Annotated in this window: 15 protein-coding genes; 5 read left to right on the forward strand and 10 right to left on the reverse strand. The window is 33.4% G+C overall.

Translation table 11 applies throughout. The features are described 5' to 3' along the window. Positions 1-83 precede the first annotated feature (83 nt). The 6 genes from AA089_RS00415 to AA089_RS00440 all read right to left on the reverse strand — a co-directional run bounded on the left by AA089_RS00415 (position 84) and on the right by AA089_RS00440 (position 11,241). Positions 84-2,477: a TonB-dependent receptor domain-containing protein gene (locus AA089_RS00415; protein WP_046754925.1), complete on the reverse strand. Its 2,394-nt coding sequence runs from the start codon at positions 2,475-2,477 to the stop codon at positions 84-86. Between the two features lie 30 nt (positions 2,478-2,507). Next, positions 2,508-8,081 (reverse strand): non-ribosomal peptide synthetase, encoded by a 5,574-nt coding sequence (locus AA089_RS00420; RefSeq protein ID WP_162200396.1) that lies wholly within the window; start codon positions 8,079-8,081, stop codon positions 2,508-2,510. A gap of 20 nt (positions 8,082-8,101) precedes the next feature. Continuing rightward, positions 8,102-8,614: a UpxY family transcription antiterminator gene (locus AA089_RS00425; protein WP_046754927.1), complete on the reverse strand. Its 513-nt coding sequence runs from the start codon at positions 8,612-8,614 to the stop codon at positions 8,102-8,104. Between the two features lie 801 nt (positions 8,615-9,415). Next, positions 9,416-9,811, reverse strand: a complete 396-nt coding sequence (locus tag AA089_RS00430) for a hypothetical protein (protein WP_046755015.1) — start codon at positions 9,809-9,811, stop codon at positions 9,416-9,418. A 10-nt stretch (positions 9,812-9,821) separates the two neighbouring features. Continuing rightward, positions 9,822-10,841, reverse strand: a complete 1,020-nt coding sequence (gene pheS / locus AA089_RS00435; protein WP_046754928.1) for a phenylalanine--tRNA ligase subunit alpha — start codon at positions 10,839-10,841, stop codon at positions 9,822-9,824. A 43-nt stretch (positions 10,842-10,884) separates the two neighbouring features. Continuing rightward, positions 10,885-11,241, reverse strand: a complete 357-nt coding sequence (locus tag AA089_RS00440; RefSeq protein WP_046754929.1) for a hypothetical protein — start codon at positions 11,239-11,241, stop codon at positions 10,885-10,887. Positions 11,242-11,383: 142 nt separating this feature from the next. On the opposite strand from AA089_RS00440, the gene AA089_RS00445 reads away from it, so the two are divergent. The 3 genes from AA089_RS00445 to AA089_RS00455 all read left to right on the forward strand — a co-directional run bounded on the left by AA089_RS00445 (position 11,384) and on the right by AA089_RS00455 (position 12,943). Further along, positions 11,384-11,917 carry a CvpA family protein gene (locus tag AA089_RS00445; protein WP_046754930.1) on the forward strand — a complete coding sequence of 178 codons (534 nt, stop codon included), beginning with the start codon at positions 11,384-11,386 and terminating at the stop codon, positions 11,915-11,917. Between the two features lie 49 nt (positions 11,918-11,966). Beyond that, the gene (locus tag AA089_RS00450) at positions 11,967-12,395 is read left to right on the forward strand and encodes a hypothetical protein (protein ID WP_162200397.1); all 429 of its coding nucleotides are present in this window, start codon (positions 11,967-11,969) and stop codon (positions 12,393-12,395) included. 140 nt (positions 12,396-12,535) lie between these two features. After that, complete coding sequence (locus AA089_RS00455) at positions 12,536-12,943, forward strand: hypothetical protein (RefSeq protein ID WP_046754932.1); 408 nt, start codon at positions 12,536-12,538, stop codon at positions 12,941-12,943. Between the two features lie 371 nt (positions 12,944-13,314). Here the strand turns inward: AA089_RS00455 and AA089_RS24420 are convergent, their stop codons facing one another. Further along, on the reverse strand, positions 13,315-13,455 hold the full coding sequence (locus AA089_RS24420) for a hypothetical protein (protein ID WP_156168843.1): 141 nt from the start codon (positions 13,453-13,455) through the stop codon (positions 13,315-13,317). A 216-nt stretch (positions 13,456-13,671) separates the two neighbouring features. Next, on the reverse strand, positions 13,672-13,809 hold the full coding sequence (locus AA089_RS24425) for a hypothetical protein (protein ID WP_156168844.1): 138 nt from the start codon (positions 13,807-13,809) through the stop codon (positions 13,672-13,674). Positions 13,810-14,209: 400 nt separating this feature from the next. Between AA089_RS24425 and AA089_RS00460 the strand changes: the two genes are divergently transcribed. Together AA089_RS00460 and AA089_RS00465 are read left to right on the forward strand one after the other, a co-directional pair. Next, on the forward strand, positions 14,210-16,867 hold the full coding sequence (locus AA089_RS00460) for a toxin glutamine deamidase domain-containing protein (protein ID WP_046754933.1): 2,658 nt from the start codon (positions 14,210-14,212) through the stop codon (positions 16,865-16,867). An 11-nt stretch (positions 16,868-16,878) separates the two neighbouring features. Beyond that, complete coding sequence (locus AA089_RS00465) at positions 16,879-17,229, forward strand: hypothetical protein (RefSeq protein ID WP_046754934.1); 351 nt, start codon at positions 16,879-16,881, stop codon at positions 17,227-17,229. 79 nt (positions 17,230-17,308) lie between these two features. Here AA089_RS00465 and AA089_RS00470 read toward each other — a convergent pair whose 3' ends face one another. Both AA089_RS00470 and AA089_RS00475 read right to left on the reverse strand, forming a co-directional pair. Further along, positions 17,309-19,174 carry a SulP family inorganic anion transporter gene (locus AA089_RS00470; protein WP_046754935.1) on the reverse strand — a complete coding sequence of 622 codons (1,866 nt, stop codon included), beginning with the start codon at positions 19,172-19,174 and terminating at the stop codon, positions 17,309-17,311. A 77-nt stretch (positions 19,175-19,251) separates the two neighbouring features. After that, positions 19,252-20,013 carry a tetratricopeptide repeat protein gene (locus AA089_RS00475; protein WP_046754936.1) on the reverse strand — a complete coding sequence of 254 codons (762 nt, stop codon included), beginning with the start codon at positions 20,011-20,013 and terminating at the stop codon, positions 19,252-19,254. Positions 20,014-20,016 lie beyond the last annotated feature (3 nt).

Raw genomic sequence — 20,016 nt, forward strand, 5'->3', positions numbered from 1 at the left:
ATTGAATCGGATAATGTGTTGCAGCAGATAGTGTGTACACGAAGATGTACCACTTTTGTTGGTTATGTTAAGATATGGTGTACTTAATTTCCTGTACGACCTCTTTCGTCAGCGTTTCCTGTTTGGTGCTTTTTGGCTTTTATGTTGTTGTTTCCAAATCGGTAACTGATAGAGAATTGAAAGGCTCTATTGTCATAATAATATCGCGCACGTTGAAATACGCCGTTTACTGTGGTTGTAGTTCGCTCAGCAGCTGATTTGAAAATATCATTTCCTCGAAATGTTAGGTGTAATTTTTTATTCATCAAGAACCAATGAATAGCGAGTGTTAGTGAACTTGCCGATTTGGTATCAAAAATTCCATTGACACCAGGAAAATCATACCAATAATTGACACCTAAAACTAAGGTTCTGTTTTCGTTTAATCGGATGTCGTTGTATGTAGCAATACGCGCATTTAGTCCTTCTTGATCGTCTTGTGGTTCTGGCAGGTTGAATTCTGATTTTAAATAATTGACATCAAAACTATTGTTACTGTACCACCATTTTATTTTGTTAAAGGTGTAGTTTTCAGAGAATCCAATTCTCCATGAATCTATATAGTTTTCGTTGGTAAAACGAATGATATTGGTATTAGAATTTGGTAGTGGAACTTGCCCAAACGAATTTTCTTCTTGTCCGTAATATAGTTTTGTAATGAAGTTTTTATAGGTGTGTACAAATTCAATATTGTCTACAAATGAAGGTTGTAAAAAAGCATTTCCTTCTATGGTTTGAAACGGATTGATAAAGTAGATGTTTGGATTGAGTTGCACGAAATTTGGTCGTTGAATTCGCTTGCTGTAACTCAACGCAAAATTTGATTTATCGTTTGCTTGGTATGAAAAATATACCGTTGGAAATAGTTTGTTGTAATCGTTATCGACATTTAGTCCTAAGTTGATCGATCGTGAGTTTGTTTGTGTGGCTTCGTATCGCAGTCCAACCTTTACAACCAATCGTTTGCTCAGTCTTTTGTTTGCCGAAATGTATACTGCTTGAATATTTTCATTGTAGTTAAAGTCATTTGCTTGAATAGGCAAGTTTGTTACAGGACTGTCTACTAAACCACTGTTGAAGAACGAAATGGCATTATCGGACATGGATCGTGTTAGTTTCCCTCCAAATTCTACATTAGCCCATTTCATTGGCATTTGGACATCGATACTTCCTGACCAGTTGTCTAAGTCTTGCTCGTTAGTATTGATTCCTCTAAAAAATTGTTCTGAAAATGGGTTTTGAATTATTTGCGTTCCATTGTATGTTTTTTCATCCGGATTGTAATAGGTAAAATAATCTAAATTCATTGTGATCTTTCTACCCAACGTATCTAATTTTATTTCACTGTTTACGTTTAAAGAGTGTAATTCTGGATTTTGATCAGTAGTTCCTTCCGATGCTAACGAACGAATGATGTCATTAGTTTGATAGTCGAATACAGGTGTGATTGGCGCATCAGACACATCTAAATTAGACGTATTGTATAAATATTGTGTTCCAATGGACCAGTTTGGATTGACTTGATAGGTAAGATCAACTCTTCCTGATAGTGCTTCATTTTCTGCTTTGAATGGAGAGTATGTATACCAAAGTCCATCAGGAAAATGTGCATAATCGTCTTGTTCTTGATAATATTGTTCTTTTCTGTAATTTAACGAAGTTGCTAGACTAAATTTATTTTTATTGAAGTTAAAACTTGTTCCAAAAATACCTGTAGGACTGTGTCTTTGTAAGTAAATAGATTGTACTTGTGCATTCCACGAATCTGCTTTTGCTTTGCGCAATACTATATTGATTAATCCACTATTTCCAGCAGCGTCATATTTTGCAGGTGGTGTAGTAATGACTTCTATGTTTTTGATATTCTCAGAAGATATTCCTTTTAGAAAGTTGGCTAATTCTTCTCCGCCTAGTTGAATAATTTTATCATTTACCATTACTTGCACACCGCCTTTTCCTATCATATTGATATTGTTGTTTTGAACGCGTACACCAGGTGTTACACGCAGTACTTCTAGCGCATCTCCTTCGGAAGATTTGGTAGAGTTTTCTACATTAAACACCAATCGGTCTATTTTACGTTCAATGAGTTTCTTTTGTGCTGTAATGATGACTTCTGTTAATTCTTGTGAGTTTTGTACTTTTATATCACCTAAATCAACAGCTTTTTCTATAGTAATTTCTTTTGAATATAATTCTTTCCCAACATAAAATACTTGGAGTCTGTAGCTTATACCTGAGTTAGCTGCGAGTGTAAAAGCACCTTCCGCATTTGTAATGGTTCCGATGGAAACATCACTTGCTGTGACTGTCAGTACAACTTCTGCAAATTCAATTGGTTGGTTGGTAGTCTGATCGATAATTTTTCCTTTAATTTCAACTTGCGAGAAACAGTTAAAACTTGTAAAGAGGACTATTAATATTAGAAATTTATTCATGTTGTGTTTTTGGTATAGTAAGTATTTGGTTTATATGACAAAGCTTTCCAGTTCGTCTTCTTCCTCTTCATTGTGATGAACTGTAAGTTGTAATTTATCAATGATGCTTGCTTGTTTTTCAATAGTTGTTTGTAAAAAGAGCGAATTGAAGCTTATACTAACATTGAATTCTTTTTGTATGTGGTTTTTGAGTTTGTTTATTTTTAAACTATGTCCGCCCAATTCAAAGAAATCATCTTGCGTACCAATGGTATCAAACGAAAGAATATCTTTCCAAATGGAAACCAGCGTGGCTTCTACTTCATTTTTAGGAGCTACGTATGATTTTTTGATGATGTCATCTTCTGAAATGCTTGGAAGTTGTTTTCTATCTATTTTTCCATTTGGTGTTAACGGCATCGCGTCAAGCTGTATAAAAAAGCTTGGCACCATATAATCGGGCAATTTTTCTAAAAGGTAATTTTTAAGTGTCGTTTTCTCTATGATTTCGGTAGCTGCGTAGTACGCAATTAGTGTTTTTTCTTCTTGATGTTCATGTACAATAACAATTGCCTGTTGTATGTTTTCTGAAAATGTATTTAACATACTTTCAATTTCTCCTAACTCAATACGATAACCTCTAATTTTTACTTGATGATCGTTTCTTCCAAGAAAATCAATGTTTCCATCTGGAAGCCAACGTGCAATATCGCCAGTTGCATATACTTTTTCTTTTGCGTGTTGTATATGCACAAACTTTGTAGCTGTTAGTTCTTCTCGGTTGTGATATCCCATACTTACACCAGCGCCGCCAATGTACAATTCTCCATAAACGCCTACAGGCACAATTTCTTTTTGAGCATTTAGTATGTATATTGAAGTGTTGTTGAAAGGTTTTCCAATAGGCGTTGTTCCTTGTAATTCTGTAGTGTAACCGTCGTAAAATGTAGAATCGATAGTCGCTTCTGTAACACCGTAACTGTTGATTACTTTTCGATCTTCGGTTTCAAATTCGTCTTTTAGAGCATTGAATGTTTGATTGTTAAAACTGTCTGAACCAAAGATTAATAATTTTAAAAAACGGTAATCTTTCTCGTTTTGTTTGATATAATCTAGCAATGGTAATAGCAGTCCAGGTGTTCCTTCAAAAATAGAAATTTCATGTGTTTTCATTACATCATACAAAGCTTCAGGATTTAGTTTTGCATCCTTCGAAGGAATGATCATGGTACCACCATTGAGTAACGATCTGCACATATCGCCAACAAATACATCAAAGGAAACACTTGCCAATTGTAACAGATTTATTTGAAATGTATCCAACTCGTATTGCTGTTTCCAATCGTGATAAATACTAACAATATTTTGATGACTTACCATGACACCTTTTGGTTTTCCTGTGGTGCCAGAAGTATAAATGATGTACGCCAAGTTTTTTGCCAATACATCGTCAGTATGTTTTGCTTTACTTAGGCATGATTTTGTTGCTTCAAATTGTTTTATAAATGCTGGATTGATGATGAGCTTTGCCTTGCTATCTTTCTCGATATAGTCAATTCGTTCTGCTGGATAGTTGATGTCAATTGGCACATATGCTGCGCCCGTTTTTAAGACACCTAGAATACTGACTATTATTTGTTCATTTTTCTCTAATTTAATAGCAATAACATCACTTGCCTGTATGGAAATTTTGCTTTCAATATAGTTCGCTAGTTGATTTGCTTTTTCATCCAATTGCGCATATGTCAATTTGTTTTCTTCATAAATTACAGCTATTGCGTTGGGAGTTTTTGCTACTTGATCTTCAAATAAAGACACCATCGTTTTTTCATGTGGAAATGCTGTAATTGTATTGCTAAACTCCGTTAAGAGTTGTTCAGATTCGTTGTTGGTAATGTATACCAACGATTGAATATTTTCGTTTGGATGCAAAATGGCAGCTGTTACTAAGTTTTCAAAGTGAACACACATGCGATCCATCAATATATTGTCATAAATATCGGTGTTGTATTCAATTTCTACATACAATCCTGTGTCTTTTTCAATGAATGTAAAACTTACGTCTAATTGTGATGTTGTACGTTCTAATTCGTATGGCGCAACTTGAATTCCCGTAAGTGTTTGCTTTGCATTTGAAATAGATTGTACTTGCTTTTGGTTTTGCAATACAACCATGACATCAAATAATGCTGATCGCGAAGTATCTCTACGTAAATTTAGTTGTGAAATTAGTTCGTCGAATGGATATTCTTGATGTTGATATGCTTCTAGTAACGATTTTTTTTGCTGTTGTACTAATGTTTTAAAATTGATGCCTTCTGGGAATGCTGTACGAATTGCTAGTGTATTTAGAAATAATCCTAGTTGTTGTTCTAAATCAGGATGCTTTCTTCCTGCAATCGGAATTCCAATAATGATGTCTTTTTGGTGAGTATATTGATGAAGTAACGCATTGATTCCTGACAATAATGTCATAAATAAAGTTGCTTCTTGTTCTTTTGAAAATTCCTTTAGTTTTTGCGTAAATTCATATGAATATTGATGATGAATTGTGTTGCCATTATAGGTTTGTACTACAGGTCGTTTTTTAAAACTAGGTAACTCTAATACTGGAATTTCTCCTGAAAATTTTTCAATCCAATAGGTTTCAGATTCTTGTTGGATTTCCTGATACGCTTCTGATTGCAACCATACCGCATAGTCTTTATACTGAATAGGAAGCGGTGCAGTTTGATAGTGTTGATTTGCGACCAACGCATTGTACGTTCGAAGAATTTCAGAAGATAACAATTCTACCGACCAACCATCACTAATGATATGATGCATTACAAAAGAAAATAGATGCACATCTTCTTTTAATTGCAACAGATGTACACGAAGCAACGGTGCTTGCGCCAAATCGAATGGTTTTTGCTGTTCTGTTTGTAAAAACTCGTTGATTTGTTCCGTGGTTTTCTCACTAAAATCGATGGTATTGATTGCAAATGCAACATCTGCTACCGTTGAAATATGTTGGTATGTCTCAATTTCTTCATTGGATTGAAAACTCGTTCTTAGTATTTCATACTTTTCAATTAAATATGTAAATGCTTGTGCTAGCTTTTCACGATCCAATTTGCCTTTGAGTGTCATTGCAGCAGGCATATTGTATGCAATGTTTCCGCCATCAAGTTGACTTAAAACCCAAATTCTATGTTGCGCTGTAGTAAGTGGATAGTGCGTTTGTAGCGGAGCTTTTGGAATTGATTTGTATGTTTTTTGCTGTATTGACTTGGCAATGTGATGAATTGTTGGGTTTTGAGCAAATTCGCTGTAATTAATTGTGCCATGAAGCTTTTTGTAAAGCTTGTTGATAACTTGCCCGATCAGTAAACTGTGTCCGCCTAAGTCAAAAAAGTTATCGTATATTCCTATTTTTTCAATGCCCAATACTTCTGACCAAATAGCTACAAGCGTTTGTTCTGTATGGTTCGTTGGAGCTACATATGTGGCAGCTACATTTCGATGCAGTTGTAGAGTTTGCAGTGCTTTTCTATCAATTTTCTTGTTTGGTGTCAGTGGAATTGTTTGCAACGCTTCCAAGTGACTTGGCACCATAAATTCTGGCAGCTTTTCAATTAAATATGTTTGTAACGCCGTTACTGAAATAGGCGTGTCTACGCTGTAAAATGCGATGAGTGTATCATTTTTAGCAATCACTACCGCTTGTCGAACTGCTTCATCATACGAACGAATTGCGTGTTCTATTTCTCCGAGTTCAATGCGATATCCTCTAAGCTTTATTTGATGATCTTTTCTACCTAAAAAACTAATGTTTCCATCTGGCATCCATGTTGCTAAATCGCCAGTATTGTACATCAATTTTGAAGCGTCAAAAGGATTTTTAATAAACTTTTCGGCTGTCAATTCAGGAAGATTTAAATATCCTTTTGCCAATCCATCTCCCGAAATATATAATTGTCCAGCAACACCAGTTGGCATCATTGTTAATGCTTCATCTAAAATATATACCTGTGTATTTGTAATAGGTTTTCCAATTGGAATTGATGCTGTATATATTGTATTTGCACTTAATTTGTACGCAGTACTATAGGTAGTATCTTCCGACGGACCATATAAATTACGTATGTTGATAGACGTTTGCAGTAATACTTCTGCCATGTCTAATGGAAAAGGTTCTCCCGCCAAATTTATACTTTTCACATGACTTATATCTACGTTACTATCTAGCAAATGGCGCATGCTAGACGGCACTGTATTGATGAGTATATTTTTATCTTCAGAAAGATGGTCTGTTATGGCAAGGCTATTTTTTAGCAAGCGTATTTTCTTTCCAACTGAAAGTGGATAGAAGAGTTCATAAATGGACAAATCGAAACAATGAGAAGTTGATCCATATACAATATCAAATTTGTCAGATTGAAATTCTTCTTGTGACCAATGCAGCAATGCCACTGCATTCTTATGTGAAATTACAACTCCTTTTGGATTTCCTGTAGTTCCAGAAGTGTATATTACATAAGCTGTTTGATTTGTAGAAATTTCCACATCCAAATTCTCTGCACTATGCTGATTCTTTTCTTCTTTAAATTTTTGAAGCCATTCTTCATGTATGATTACTTTAGATTGACTATCATTTTCTATGTACGATATACGTGTTTTAGGATACTTTACATCTAAAGGAACATACGCTGCTCCAGCTTTTAAAACACCTAATATAGCGACTAATAAATACTCGTTTCGTTCCAGTTTAATGGCTACAAAATCGTCCTGTTGTATTTGATGTTTCGCTTGCAGATACCGAGCCAATTGATTTGATGCTTTGTTCAACCAAGCATATGTAAATTCTTTATTTTCAACTAGAAGCGCTATATTTTCAGGCGTTTTCCTTACTTGTTTTTCAAAAATACGCACCAAATTTTCAGTTTTAGAAAAACGGATTTCAGGCGCATTAAACTCGTAAAGTAATTGTTGCTTTTCTACTGAATTTATAATAGGAATTGTGCTAATTTCTTGCTGTAAAATTGTTTCCAATGTTATTATCCATCGCTTGAAAGTAGCCAAAAAATGTGCAACTACATCGGTGGTTACAAACTGTGTATCATGTGAAATATAATAAACAAAACCTGTCTTTTCTTTTTGAATATGTAAAGTTAGTAACTGTTTGGAAGATGCTTCTTCATTCGTTTCTCCCCATAAAAAACCATATTTCGCATAGTGTTCAAAAGGATATTTTTCTTGAAATTTCGCATCGTAATCACTGTGAGCAAACGCTTGCTGAATTTGTTTCTTTACCTCTTGAAAATAGGTTTTGAGTGATTTTTTTGAAATTGATTCAATCTCTATTAACAGCGGAGTATGAGCATCCTGAATGTTTTTCGTATACACAAAAAGATGTTCTTCTTGAAAATAACGGCATAAAAGTGCCTTAAACACACTTAACAATACTGTATACTCAGCAAGCACATTGCCTCCTGTAAGTTTTGAAAAGTAAGCAGTATTCTCAGTCCTAAAAGATGCTTTTGGAGCGCTACAAATTTCTTCCGAAGGTTTGTATATGGCAGCATTCTTTTGGAGTTTTGTTAACCAATAATCAGCAGATTTTTTTTGGTTAATACTGTTCATCGAATTTGTATTAGTGTATTTCATGTTTCACTTTCAAAATAATCGAGTGACATGGTTGCTTGAATACTTTGGTGTAAAGAATCAATTCGTACAATGATTTTACTGTATTTGTCAGCTTCTATAATTTCGCAATTGAGTCCGCGAAGTGGTCCATGCATGATTTTTTTTGTTTCTCCAATTTTAGGAAGTCTGTCATGCGTACTAAATTGATTGAGATACTCATTATTGACCAATAGTCTTATTTGTTCTATTTCTTCTTCTGTCAATTTAGCGTAAGTGTCTCCAAATTGTATATAAAAGTAAGCGCCATTAACGGATAATACATTATGAAATTCCAATGATGACTTTATATTTACAAATATGTACGAAGCAAACAAAGGTACCAAAAGACTCTTCTTGCGATCGCTCCATTGCTTTACGACTTTAACTTTCGGAAGGAAAGATTCCACAGCTATATCTTGAAGGTGTTCGTGGACTCTATTTTCCCAGCGCGACCTTACATATAAAACATACCATCCAGCATAAAATTTCATAGTAAAATTTGGTTTTTGAGCATAGCTACGCTCTTCTCAGTCACATGAGTACTTGTTTAAAATAGTTTTTTAAATAAAGATAATAGAGGAGTTTATCTTTGTCATAAATAGTGATAAATATTAAAGAAATTCACTACTTTCACTTAGCATATAATCAAGACAATTATAATGCTTTTTTTTATACAATATTGTATGTTTTTCACACAAACAAGGTAAGTACGTTTAAATATTATGGTTTTTCCGTAATTGCAAGTGTTCTGAAAAATATAGACAGTTTTGATCTACTTTTCTTTAAACATAAAAAATTCTGCTACTATTCATGGGTATTTTTAAGTTTACAAATGCTATTGTATGAATTCGTTTTGAACGTACAATGTTGTTGAAATAGCCTGTAAATACTGGGTTTTCCGTATTGTTTTCAAATTAGAAGTTCACACAATGTATTGCTTCTTGATTCACATTTAGTTTTTTGCAACATATATTTTCATGGTATTTTCTCAAGAGCATCTTTCCGTTATTATATTGATTGTGGGAAACATAAATTCCTTCAAACTAATCAAAATGACCTTGAGGTATTTTTGTAGTAGAAATGATTGAGATGAAAAATAAGATGAAATTTCTTTCTAATATTTAGAAGAATAAAACTACATTACTACAGAAGAATGATTTAGCATGAAGTACTAATGAATGTAATGATGCGTACTATATTTCTTATAAACCAACAAGATTATTCAAAAAAAACCTAAAATTTACGTTTCATAAGTTTTCAGCAAATTAGTTCCTAAAAGAAAATGACACAGATTATTTTACTAAAATTCCCTTTGCATTCATTAATGGAAGTGGCTGAAATGCATTTTTGTTAATGGTGTTTTTTCTGAAAAGATATTTTTTATCGTACATCTTTCCTTCTAGAAAAAAGGTAACTCTGAATTCGTTGTTTAATGAGAATACATCTTCTTGTAACCATTCTGCTTTTGCATACGATTTTGCAGGAAGTTTGTCCAATTTGTGACGCATCACAGAAGTTTCACGCTCCGTATCGTATCCGCGAGAAACAATTAATATCATTTCTAAATCAACTTCATTTTCATTGATGATATATGCGTTCCAATCGTCTGTTTTGTAAATTTCGTTGTATTCTTCTACAACTGCCATATACACACCTTCTACTTTAGGAATTTCAATATCTTTCTTCATTTCATTGAGATTATAATGCAGATTTGAATTGCGATAAGAAACGGACATCGTTTTCACTTAACAATCGGATGTCTGAAATTTGGTGCAATAACATCGCAATACGATCAATACCAACTCCAAATGCAAATCCTGAAAATACCGTTGGATCGATTCCACAGTTTGTCAATACGTTTGGATCTACCATTCCGCAACCGCCAATTTCTAACCAACCTGTTCCTTTGGTAATTTTGTAATCGGTTTCTGTTTCCAATCCCCAATATACATCAATTTCGGCGCTTGGTTCTGTAAACGGGAAATACGACGGACGCAATCTGATTTTAGATTTTCCGAACATTTCCTTGGTGAAATATTGTAGTGTTTGCTTTAAATCTGCAAAACTTACTTCTTTGTCTATGTACAATCCTTCAATTTGATGGAAAAAGCAGTGAGAACGTGCCGAGATCGCTTCATTACGATATACTCTTCCTGGAGAAATCGTACGAATCGGTGGTTGATTGTTTTCCATGTAACGAACTTGTACAGAACTTGTATGCGTTCGTAATAAGATATCTGGATTGGTTTGAATGAAAAATGTATCCTGCATATCGCGTGCTGGATGGTATTCAGGCAAATTCAATGCAGTAAAGTTATGCCAATCGTCTTCAATTTCTGGACCTTCAGACACGTTAAAACCAATACGTGCAAAGATATCGGTAATTTGATTTTTTACTAACGAAATTGGATGACGCGCGCCAATTTCAATCGGCTCAGCTGGTCGCGTTAAATCGCCATAAACGCCTTTTTCTTCCGCATTGTTTTCCAAAGCTTCTTTAAGAGCGTTTACTTTATCTTGTGCAACCGTTTTTAATTTATTGATCGTTTGCCCAAATTCTTTCTTTTGTTCATTTGGAACATTTTTAAACTCAGCAAAAAAATCATTTAACAATCCTTTTTTACCTAAGTATTTTATTCTGAAGTTTTCAATGTCTTCTTTGGCTTGCGGGGTAAATTTTTCTACTTCCGCAATATGTTCCTTTATCTTATCTATCATGACGATATTCTTGATTTAGCTTGCAAATTTAAACAAAACTTACTTACTGAATGTATTCCTTTTCTAAAAAATAGTTGACAATGGCTTCTTTCATTAAAACGGTTTGTTCGCCTGCTTTTAATGTTGGCAAAGCTTCTTTAAACTTGTAATGTGGCCAACCATCATCATCAAAGTAGTCAAATTCGTAATAACCGTATGGTTCTAACAAGCGACAAATAGCAATATGCATTAGGTTTACTTTTTCATCTTTTTTGAAGGTTTTGTGTAGTTGACCCAACTCTTGAATACCAATTAAATAGATGATTGCATCCAAATCGAGCGTGTCGCCTTCTGCAAATTGATGGGTCAATTTTTCAACCACATTGTTCCATCGTTCTTTTAATTGTTCGTCTCTTGCCATTGTTTTCTTCTTTTTCAGCTGCAAAGGTAATTAGTTTCGTAGGAATGAGCTGTATATGTTTGTTATTTTACCATAGAAAGCGAATGAAAATGCAATAAATCACTCTCAATAAAAGTTCTATATTTGTTAAAACTCGATACGTATGAATTTTATTGATATCATTTTGGGCGGACTTCTTTTGTTTGGATTTGTTCGTGGACTTATGAAAGGACTTTTTGTCGAAGTAGCTTCATTGGTAGCTTTGATTGCAGGTGTGTACGGTGCGATTCACTTTTCATATTATGCAGGTGATTTTTTAAGTGAACGCTTTGATTGGGACGAAAAATATATCAATTTGGCTGCGTTTGCCATTACATTTACCGTTATTTTAGTTGTGATTACCTTGACAGGAAAATTGTTGACAAAGATTGCCGATTTTGCATCGTTAGGAATTTTGAATAAACTCCTTGGTGGTGCTTTTGGCGGCTTGAAAGTTGCCGTCATGTTAGGTGCGGTATTGGTTTTCTTTGACAGAACAAATAATACGATGGAATTTGTAGCAAAGGAAAAAATTGATGAATCTATTTTATATGAACCTGTTAAAGAAATTGGCGGATTTGTGTTTGCCTATGTTTTAGAAGAAACAAAACTACAAGAAGATGACGAACAGGAAACAACTCCAGCAACTGAAAATTAATATATTTCTTATGATTCGAATTTTACCTATTTTGTTCCTATTGCTTTTTATGAGTTGTAAAAATGAACAAAAAACACAAGTTGTTGATCCAAATACAATTGAACAAGGACCTATTTTACGTGAAACACTAACGGACAAGCAACTTGAGCAGATTACTTATTTGTACGAAACTTTTAAAGAAGTAGATCCAACATCTAAAGAAAAATGGATTGAAGATTTTAAGAGAGATCTAAATCCGGACAAAGAGATTACAATATGGATGATGATGGCAAATGCGTATACCAATTTTTGCAAGGAAAAATCTATATCGTTAGCGACAAAAAAAGAAGTGTTTAAATTGGTATTAACACGTTCTAGTTTTTCTGAAAAAGAAGTTTTAAAACATATAGAATTACAGTATCTTACAACTGAAGAAGCGAAATCAATTTTGGCAGACTACACGTTAAAGGCAAAACCAATTACTACCTATAAAAAATAGAAAGAAAAATTATGTGTGAAAAATGTGCAAATCCGAAACTAGAACATCATGAGCATGTAACTGTGAAACCTTTGCAAAAGAAATTGAACACAACTTCTTTGAAAGGGAAGATGAAAGGAAAAAAGACAACTTCAAATTAAATGCTTCCTACTACTATTTCAGCTCCATGTGAACGTTGTTTGCCATTTAGAAGATATGAATTTGCCAATGAAAACGACTTCTATACTTTTGAAGAAAGCTTGGACACTGAGACTTTTATACGTGTTGTCAGCACTGATGAAATGGATGAAAACTTTCCAGAAGTCACACATCAATGCACTTTTTGTAATGAAGATTGGGTTTTATCTTTCCCAGAACGTTCTTGGCGAGGATATTTTTTGCCAGCTACGGAAGCGCCAAAACGAAGAACTCCTTTTGTTTTTGAATCCAATTCAACTAAAAAAAGTCCAAATTGCGGGTGTTGTTTGGGAATGATTTTTTTGGTAATCGCGTTGATTATTTATGTGATTTACAGCTTTTTTGACTTTTTGATTGATTTGATATTTTAAAAAAAGTTGCTAGCGAATTACTAACAACTTTCTTTAAATTACTTTTTTTACAATCTGTATAGATTTGTTATACTAACCTAAGTTCGACGTAAAAATTTAGTTCGATACTTTTCTTTTCCGAAGTATAGCAGGGATTTTCCGTTAAAAATTTTTGAAGCCTTGGAAAAAATTTAGGGAAATTCATGCGGTTTTAGTTTTTTTTCAGAAAGAAAAACTAAAAATACCTCTGGAAAAGTTCCCTTTCTTTTGTTTCTTTTCTTTGGGAAAGCAAAGAAAATGAAAATAAAACACTAAAATGTGTCATTTAGCAAGAAGTTTCTAAGCTCAATCATAAATATGAATTGAATCACTTATATCGAACTCACGTTACACTAGAGAATATCATCGTCTCCAGCTCTGTATTCCACAACTTCAACTTCGGTATCTGATCCACCTCCGTTTATTGTGTAAATGTTAATTGCTATTTGTTTTTTTTCCAAATTTTTAATGTCTGTAAGATGTTGCTTTTTCATAATTTTTTGTTTTATTAATAACTATACCAATTCTACTATAAAAAGCAACTTCGTATCCAGAATCGCATTTTATAGTAGCGTTGGTATTACTCATTGTTTCAAATGTAATTATTAAACCATTAAAATTTTACTGACACGGTGTGCAATACGTCTTTTTGTACCCAAACGTCTCAATTACCTTTATATGATGTTCAGTATTTGTTGTATTTGGGAAGCTTAAGTGTTGTTTCCTTGATATTCTACAACTTCAGTTTCAGAAGTCATGCCAGACATGCCGCCTCTTATTTGAATTGTTTGATGTACAATTTGAACTTTTTCTTCTTTGCTGATTCTTGTGATACTACGTTTTTTCATGATGAATGTTTTTAAAAGGTTATAAAGTACTTAACACCCTTAAAGATAACAAATTGAATATCAGCATTCAAAAAAACTTTTACTGCAACTATTGGAGCTACTTTAGTAAAACTATACATATGTTTAATTTTCTTCTTTTCTTGCACTCATAATACGATGCTTGTTTTTTGAAAAAATAACTTTTTTCAACGCTTATTTAACTTAATTTTTAGTTAAAATGCTACGTCTACAAAAAAACATCTACGCTTATAAACTATAGGCTGTTTTCAAAAAAGCATTCTGTACTTTTAAACTAAGTACTTCAATCTTAAAAAATAAAAAACAACTTTCTAAGGACAGTTTTTCAATTTCATTTTATGTAAATGACACACTCGCTATGAAAGGAACTTAAAGAATAATTATGGTAAATATAAATTTATTAACTACATATCTAAATCCTAAAAAGTATGATGCTTATAGTAGGCATAAGGATACACATTATTTAATTCGAATTGATAGTGATTTTCTAGATGAAGAGCAGTTTTCTTTTTCAAAGAATGTAACCAAAATTATTCGAAAAGGTTCTCCAGTTGCAGAAGATTTAGGTGGTGGATTTCTCCCCATCAACATTCAGTATCCACTCGTTGTAACAAGAAATGGGGATGAAGTTGATTATTATTTTAAAAGAATACGAAATGGCGAAACTACTTATATAAGTTTAGAGCATGTTTTAATTCCTAACACAAGTTCTGACGAAAGTTATTTTCTACCGTATGATAATTTAACTTTCATTCCTATTGAATTACAACATTTACATTATTATCATGTTGAACAACAAAAAATATATTCTGTTGAAATTGCACTCCCCGAAATAAAGATTTTTGGACATAAAACACTAGACTATAATCCTAAGGATTTAGGAGGACTTACAAATGGAGAATACCAACTAGACTACAAAAACGCTAGTGGTTATAGAAATACGCCTATTGAAGTGATGCTTGGGGAATTGCTTCTAGAGCAATCTAAAGAAGAGTATAAAAAGCGAATTATAAATTTGAGTCTTTACAAAGAAGCTGGGGAAATATATTGGTATCCAAAAATCATAAAAGAACAAGGGAAAATTACGCTATATTATGAATACCACAAATTGCTTAATGATCATTTTGAAATCCCTATCACTAACGGACGTTTCCAACCTGCAATAAAACTCACATTTAATCATTTAGAAGGCTTTTTAGCATTTATGGAACTTACTTATTTTAGAAATGGTGTGTCTCCATTAGATATATGGGAAGGTACTAATTTTAGAAAAAGAGATTGCTTTAAAAAATATGTTGAAATTGTTACTGAAGAACTCGAAATTAGAACTAACAACATTAAATCTAAGTTTTCTATTGTTGGAATACTAGTCATCATCTATTATATTCCATTAGATTTCTTTATCAAAGAGCAAAATTTGTTTAGAGATAAAAAAAACAGGAATATATTACTAGGAGAAAGATTTATTTGGTTTGCTATAGATAGTGTTATAAAGTTTCCTATCACAAATATAACAGTGAATGTTGAAGATATTACAATAAAATTATTCGAAATTTTACAACTTATTCAACAACATAAGAATATAGAAAACAACGAAAAAAATGATTATTTGCTAGATAAATTACTTTCCAAAACATATGAAGGACGTAGTTATCTTATCACTTTCTATCATAAGATGAACACAAATAATTTTGTTCGCTACAACTATTTTATTTACAAAATATGGAGAAAGAGTTCGTATTTCAAACGTGATCATGAAGTGTACAAAAACACTTCATATTATACTAAAATAACAAAGAAAGAGGAAAAGAAAGAGCCCTGGAAAATGCTTCCATATAAATCTAATAAAATAATTGGATTTCATACAAGTAATACTGACGTAGTATTCGACGAAAATGATAATATCGTTTTTACTCCTGATATACATTGGTCTGATGAACTTTATGGGGCTTTCTTCCCTGAAAGTGCAGATGATGTTACTGCACTAATAGAAGGGAATTGGCAACTTACATACCACCCATTATATCCAGTTTCATTACCTAATCCTACAGATAAAGATGCTATAAAATTGCAAAAAATATCGCCTGCTCTGCTAATAAAAGCTAGTGAAGACAAAGCGTTTTGGAACAATGTTGGCACAACTGTTTCTTATACATTTGACATACTGACATCACTTTCAGGGTTTGGAAATCTAGCGAAGTTTCGCCACTTAGCAAGAATTGCTGATGCAGCTGATATAATAAAAAATGGGATTCGACTCAAAAACACATTTTATGTATATAAAGCTGCCAAAGGAGTTGCTGCTGCTATTGAAATTTCAAGTGGAACAATCAACATCCTCTTAAAAATAACAGGATTAGAAGATACTGAGTTTGGAAGAGCCTTAACAAATTTCTTATTTTGGTTAGAAATGCTTACTTTATCAGTAGACCTTACAGATGCAATTTCTGGAGGTTTAAAAATTAATGCCAAGATTATATCTAAAGAATCTGATCTGTTAGCAAAAAAACTTGATGAGTTTGTTGCCGCAAAACAAATTGATGAAGCGGATAAGGCAAGAATTTTAGATGAGATTTCTGAAATAGCTGGTAAAAATAAAAAAGCAAAAAGTATTTGGCATGTTAATAGGAATATTTATACCGGCGAGGTAAAAGGAAGTTATAATTGTGTAAACTGTGCTTTAGCTGTTGATAGAACACTTGCAGGATTACCAACATCAGCCGTTACTTTTACAATAAGAAAAAGATGGAAAGGCGGAAAATATGTAAATACAATATCTTACAAAAAAGGAACAAGTATAAAAGTTCTTGAAAAAGAATATGGAAGAAAATTTATATTAAATATGAGACCTAAAGAAATAAGACAAACTCTAAAACTAGGACAGCGTGGGATAGTTTATGGCAAGATAAATGGACGAAATTCAGGGCATGTATTTAATGTCCTTAATGAAAATGGTGTTGTTAAATTTTTAGATGGCCAAACAGGAAGAAAAGCAAATTTAATATATGATGAATATCGTTTTTTACCAACAAATTTTTAAATTAAAAAATAATGTATACAAAAGAACAAGCACAAACAGTAATGCAAGAGTATGTAGATTTTATCATCAAAGATATTCTATGGAATGAAGAAGAGGAAAGTGATATTATCATATATGAAAATGCAACAGAAGAATTCGATTTTGGTTGGATTTTCTGCTATGATGTTAGAGATTCTAAAAAAAATTCTCCACTTGTTGGCAACGGCCCTGTAATTGTAGAAAAAGAAACATTAGACACATATGAAATGCATACGGCATATTCCTATGAGGATAATATTAAAATGTATCTTGAAGATAAAATGAAACTCGGAAAATTAGAAAAAGATGAAGACGGTTTTTGGGATATTGTGAATTTGAAATAGTCAACTACAGATAACACAAGTAAAAACCCACTCAACTCATAAAAGTGATGTGGGTTTTAGCATATATCATATATGACTCTCAATGAACCGTATCTTCTACATTTACTTTAATCCATTGCAAACAATTTTCAAAATTGTCAAAGCAATCTGCTTCTGGAATTAAATCTGGAATGATATCAATACGTTCCATCATGTAGCGCGGTTGTGTCGGAATGTCTACAAATAATACTTTTCGGTCGTCACTTTTTAAATCAACTAAGATGTCTTCCAACGCATACAATCCTGATTGATCAATGTATTGCATTCTTTCCATACGAATGATGACAGTACGTGCCGTTTCGGGCAACTGCTTCGCCAATGCTTGAATTTCACTAGTAGAACCAAAAAATAATGGACCCTTGATATGTTTGATGAATACTTCTTCTTTTAAATTCTCAGGAAAATCAATTTCGTCATCCCAAGCTTCTTCCCGTAAGGTTTTAATGTCTGAACCATTTGCCGTAATGTCTCCAATTTTCTTCATAAACATCAACGAAGCGATGATCAATCCAATACCAACTGCATAGATTAAATCCCAAAATGTAGACAATCCAAGTACAATGAGCATGATTAGTACTTCTGAGCTCAATCGTATTGGTCCCAATTTGATGTCTTTTGGCAAACTTGGAATGGCTTTTAGTCCTTTATAATCCATTACACCAATACCAACTGTAATTAAAATCCCTGCTAAAACTGCCGCTGGAATTTGTGAAGCTACAGGTCCAAGTGCTAAGAGAATTATCAATAATAATACACCTGCAATCATTCCTGATAAACGCGTTTTTCCACCAGAATTGATATTTACAACCGTACGAATGGTTGCTCCAGCGCCTGGAATTCCTCCAAAAATGGCTCCAATGGCATTTCCAATTCCTTGTCCAACCAACTCTTTATTTGGTTTGTGCTTCGTTTTGGTCATATTGTCCGCCACCACACTTGTCAATAACGAATCAATAGCGCCCAAAAGTGCTAAAGTTAATGCCGTAAAGATGTAAGGTGTAATGTTTCCAAAGCTAAATTCGGCAAATATTTCCATTTTGGGCAATGGGAAATCTCCTGTAATTTTTTCAATCGGTTTGTACTGTAAACCAAAACCATATGCAATTCCCGACATGACGACGAGTGCTACTAATGTACTCGGAATTGCTTTCGTAATCCGCTTGAATCCGTAAATAATGACAATAGTAAAAAAGGCTAAAATAAGTTCTAACCAATTGATATTTTTCAACGCACGCGGCAATACTTTTAACGCGCCAATAACTCCTGAAGCATTGTTTTTTGCCAGCACACGCGATTCTCTAAGAATATCATCTTGTGTAATTTCTTTTCCACGCTTTATAGTTTCTTCAAAGTTTTCTAAGACCAAAATCCCTTCTTTTTGCTCTTGTTTTAGAATGTCTTCTAGGATAACTTCTTCTGCTTGTGACTTAAAATTGCTTACATATTGCATATCTTCTTTTGGGTAATATCCAAGCGAAGGCAGAATTTGTGTGATAAGAATGATGACACCAATTGCCGTCATAAATCCTGAAACTACAGGATACGGAATGTATTTTATGTAAGCACCCAAACCAATAGCGCCCAAACCAACTTGCATGATTCCTGCCAAAAGAAATACCGTTAAAATAGCAGGCATTGCTTTTTGTGTATCGCCTCCGTTTGCGGCAATAATTCCTGCAATAACAACCATACTTACGGCTGTCATTGGTGCTGTTGGTCCCGAAATTTGTGTGTTGGTTCCTCCAAATAACGCGGCAAAGAAACTGATGAAAATCGCTCCGTACAGTCCAGCACTTGGTCCTAATCCTGAGGAAACTCCAAAAGCTAACGCTAGCGGTAACGCAACAATTCCGGCAGTTATTCCTCCAAAAGCATCGCCTTTTAGATTAGCGAATAGGTTTTTCATGGCTTGTAGTTGGTTTTGGTGTACTAAAATAGGTGTTTAATGTGAGATATTTCTAACTACTAAAAGTTAGTGTATTTTTATAATTCATTGATATCTTCGGCAATAATCCAACCTATTTTTCCATCAATGAGACGTATTTTTTTCCAATCTGCTACCGTGTCTAAGACTTGTACTTTTGTTCCTTCGTGTAATGTAAATACTGCATCGCTTCGCAAGTTTGGCTCTGCTTTTACAGTAGTTTCAGCAGCAAATACAATGGCAGGTCTGTCTTGCTGTGCTTTCTCATATTGTTGATACGTGATTGCAATAATTCCCAACATAAAAATAAACACGATGAAGCTAATGAGAAAGTAGATTCTTTTCTGTAAGCTTTGATATGAAAATTGATATAATAGGAATGATATTACACAGATAAATGCCAAAATAACTGCAATCCAAGCCCATTGATTGTATGTAAATGTGCCTGTAATGTTACTCGAAAATTTTGAAAGTTGTGTTTTAGGTAAAGGCTCTATGGCATCAATGGTCATGTTTCTTGCGAACGCCAAATTATTTAAAATGTCTTTATCGTTTGGCGACAATTGCAATGCTTTTTCAAAGTAGTAAATACTTGGACCAATTACATTGGTTTTGTAGTAAGCATTTGCTAAATTGTAATACAACTCCGCCGAATATTCGCCCGTATCCAAAATAGATTTGTATTGAGTAATGGCTTCTTGGTATTTTCCTTCGTTGTAGGCATTATTTGCCGAATTGAATACTTCTGTATTTTCTTGTCCAAATGCCAGCGTTAGACTAGAAATGAACGCGAGAAATAGGTATGTAAGCTGTATTTTCATCTC

Source organism: Kordia jejudonensis (assembly GCF_001005315.1).
GTDB lineage: Bacteria > Bacteroidota > Bacteroidia > Flavobacteriales > Flavobacteriaceae > Kordia > Kordia jejudonensis.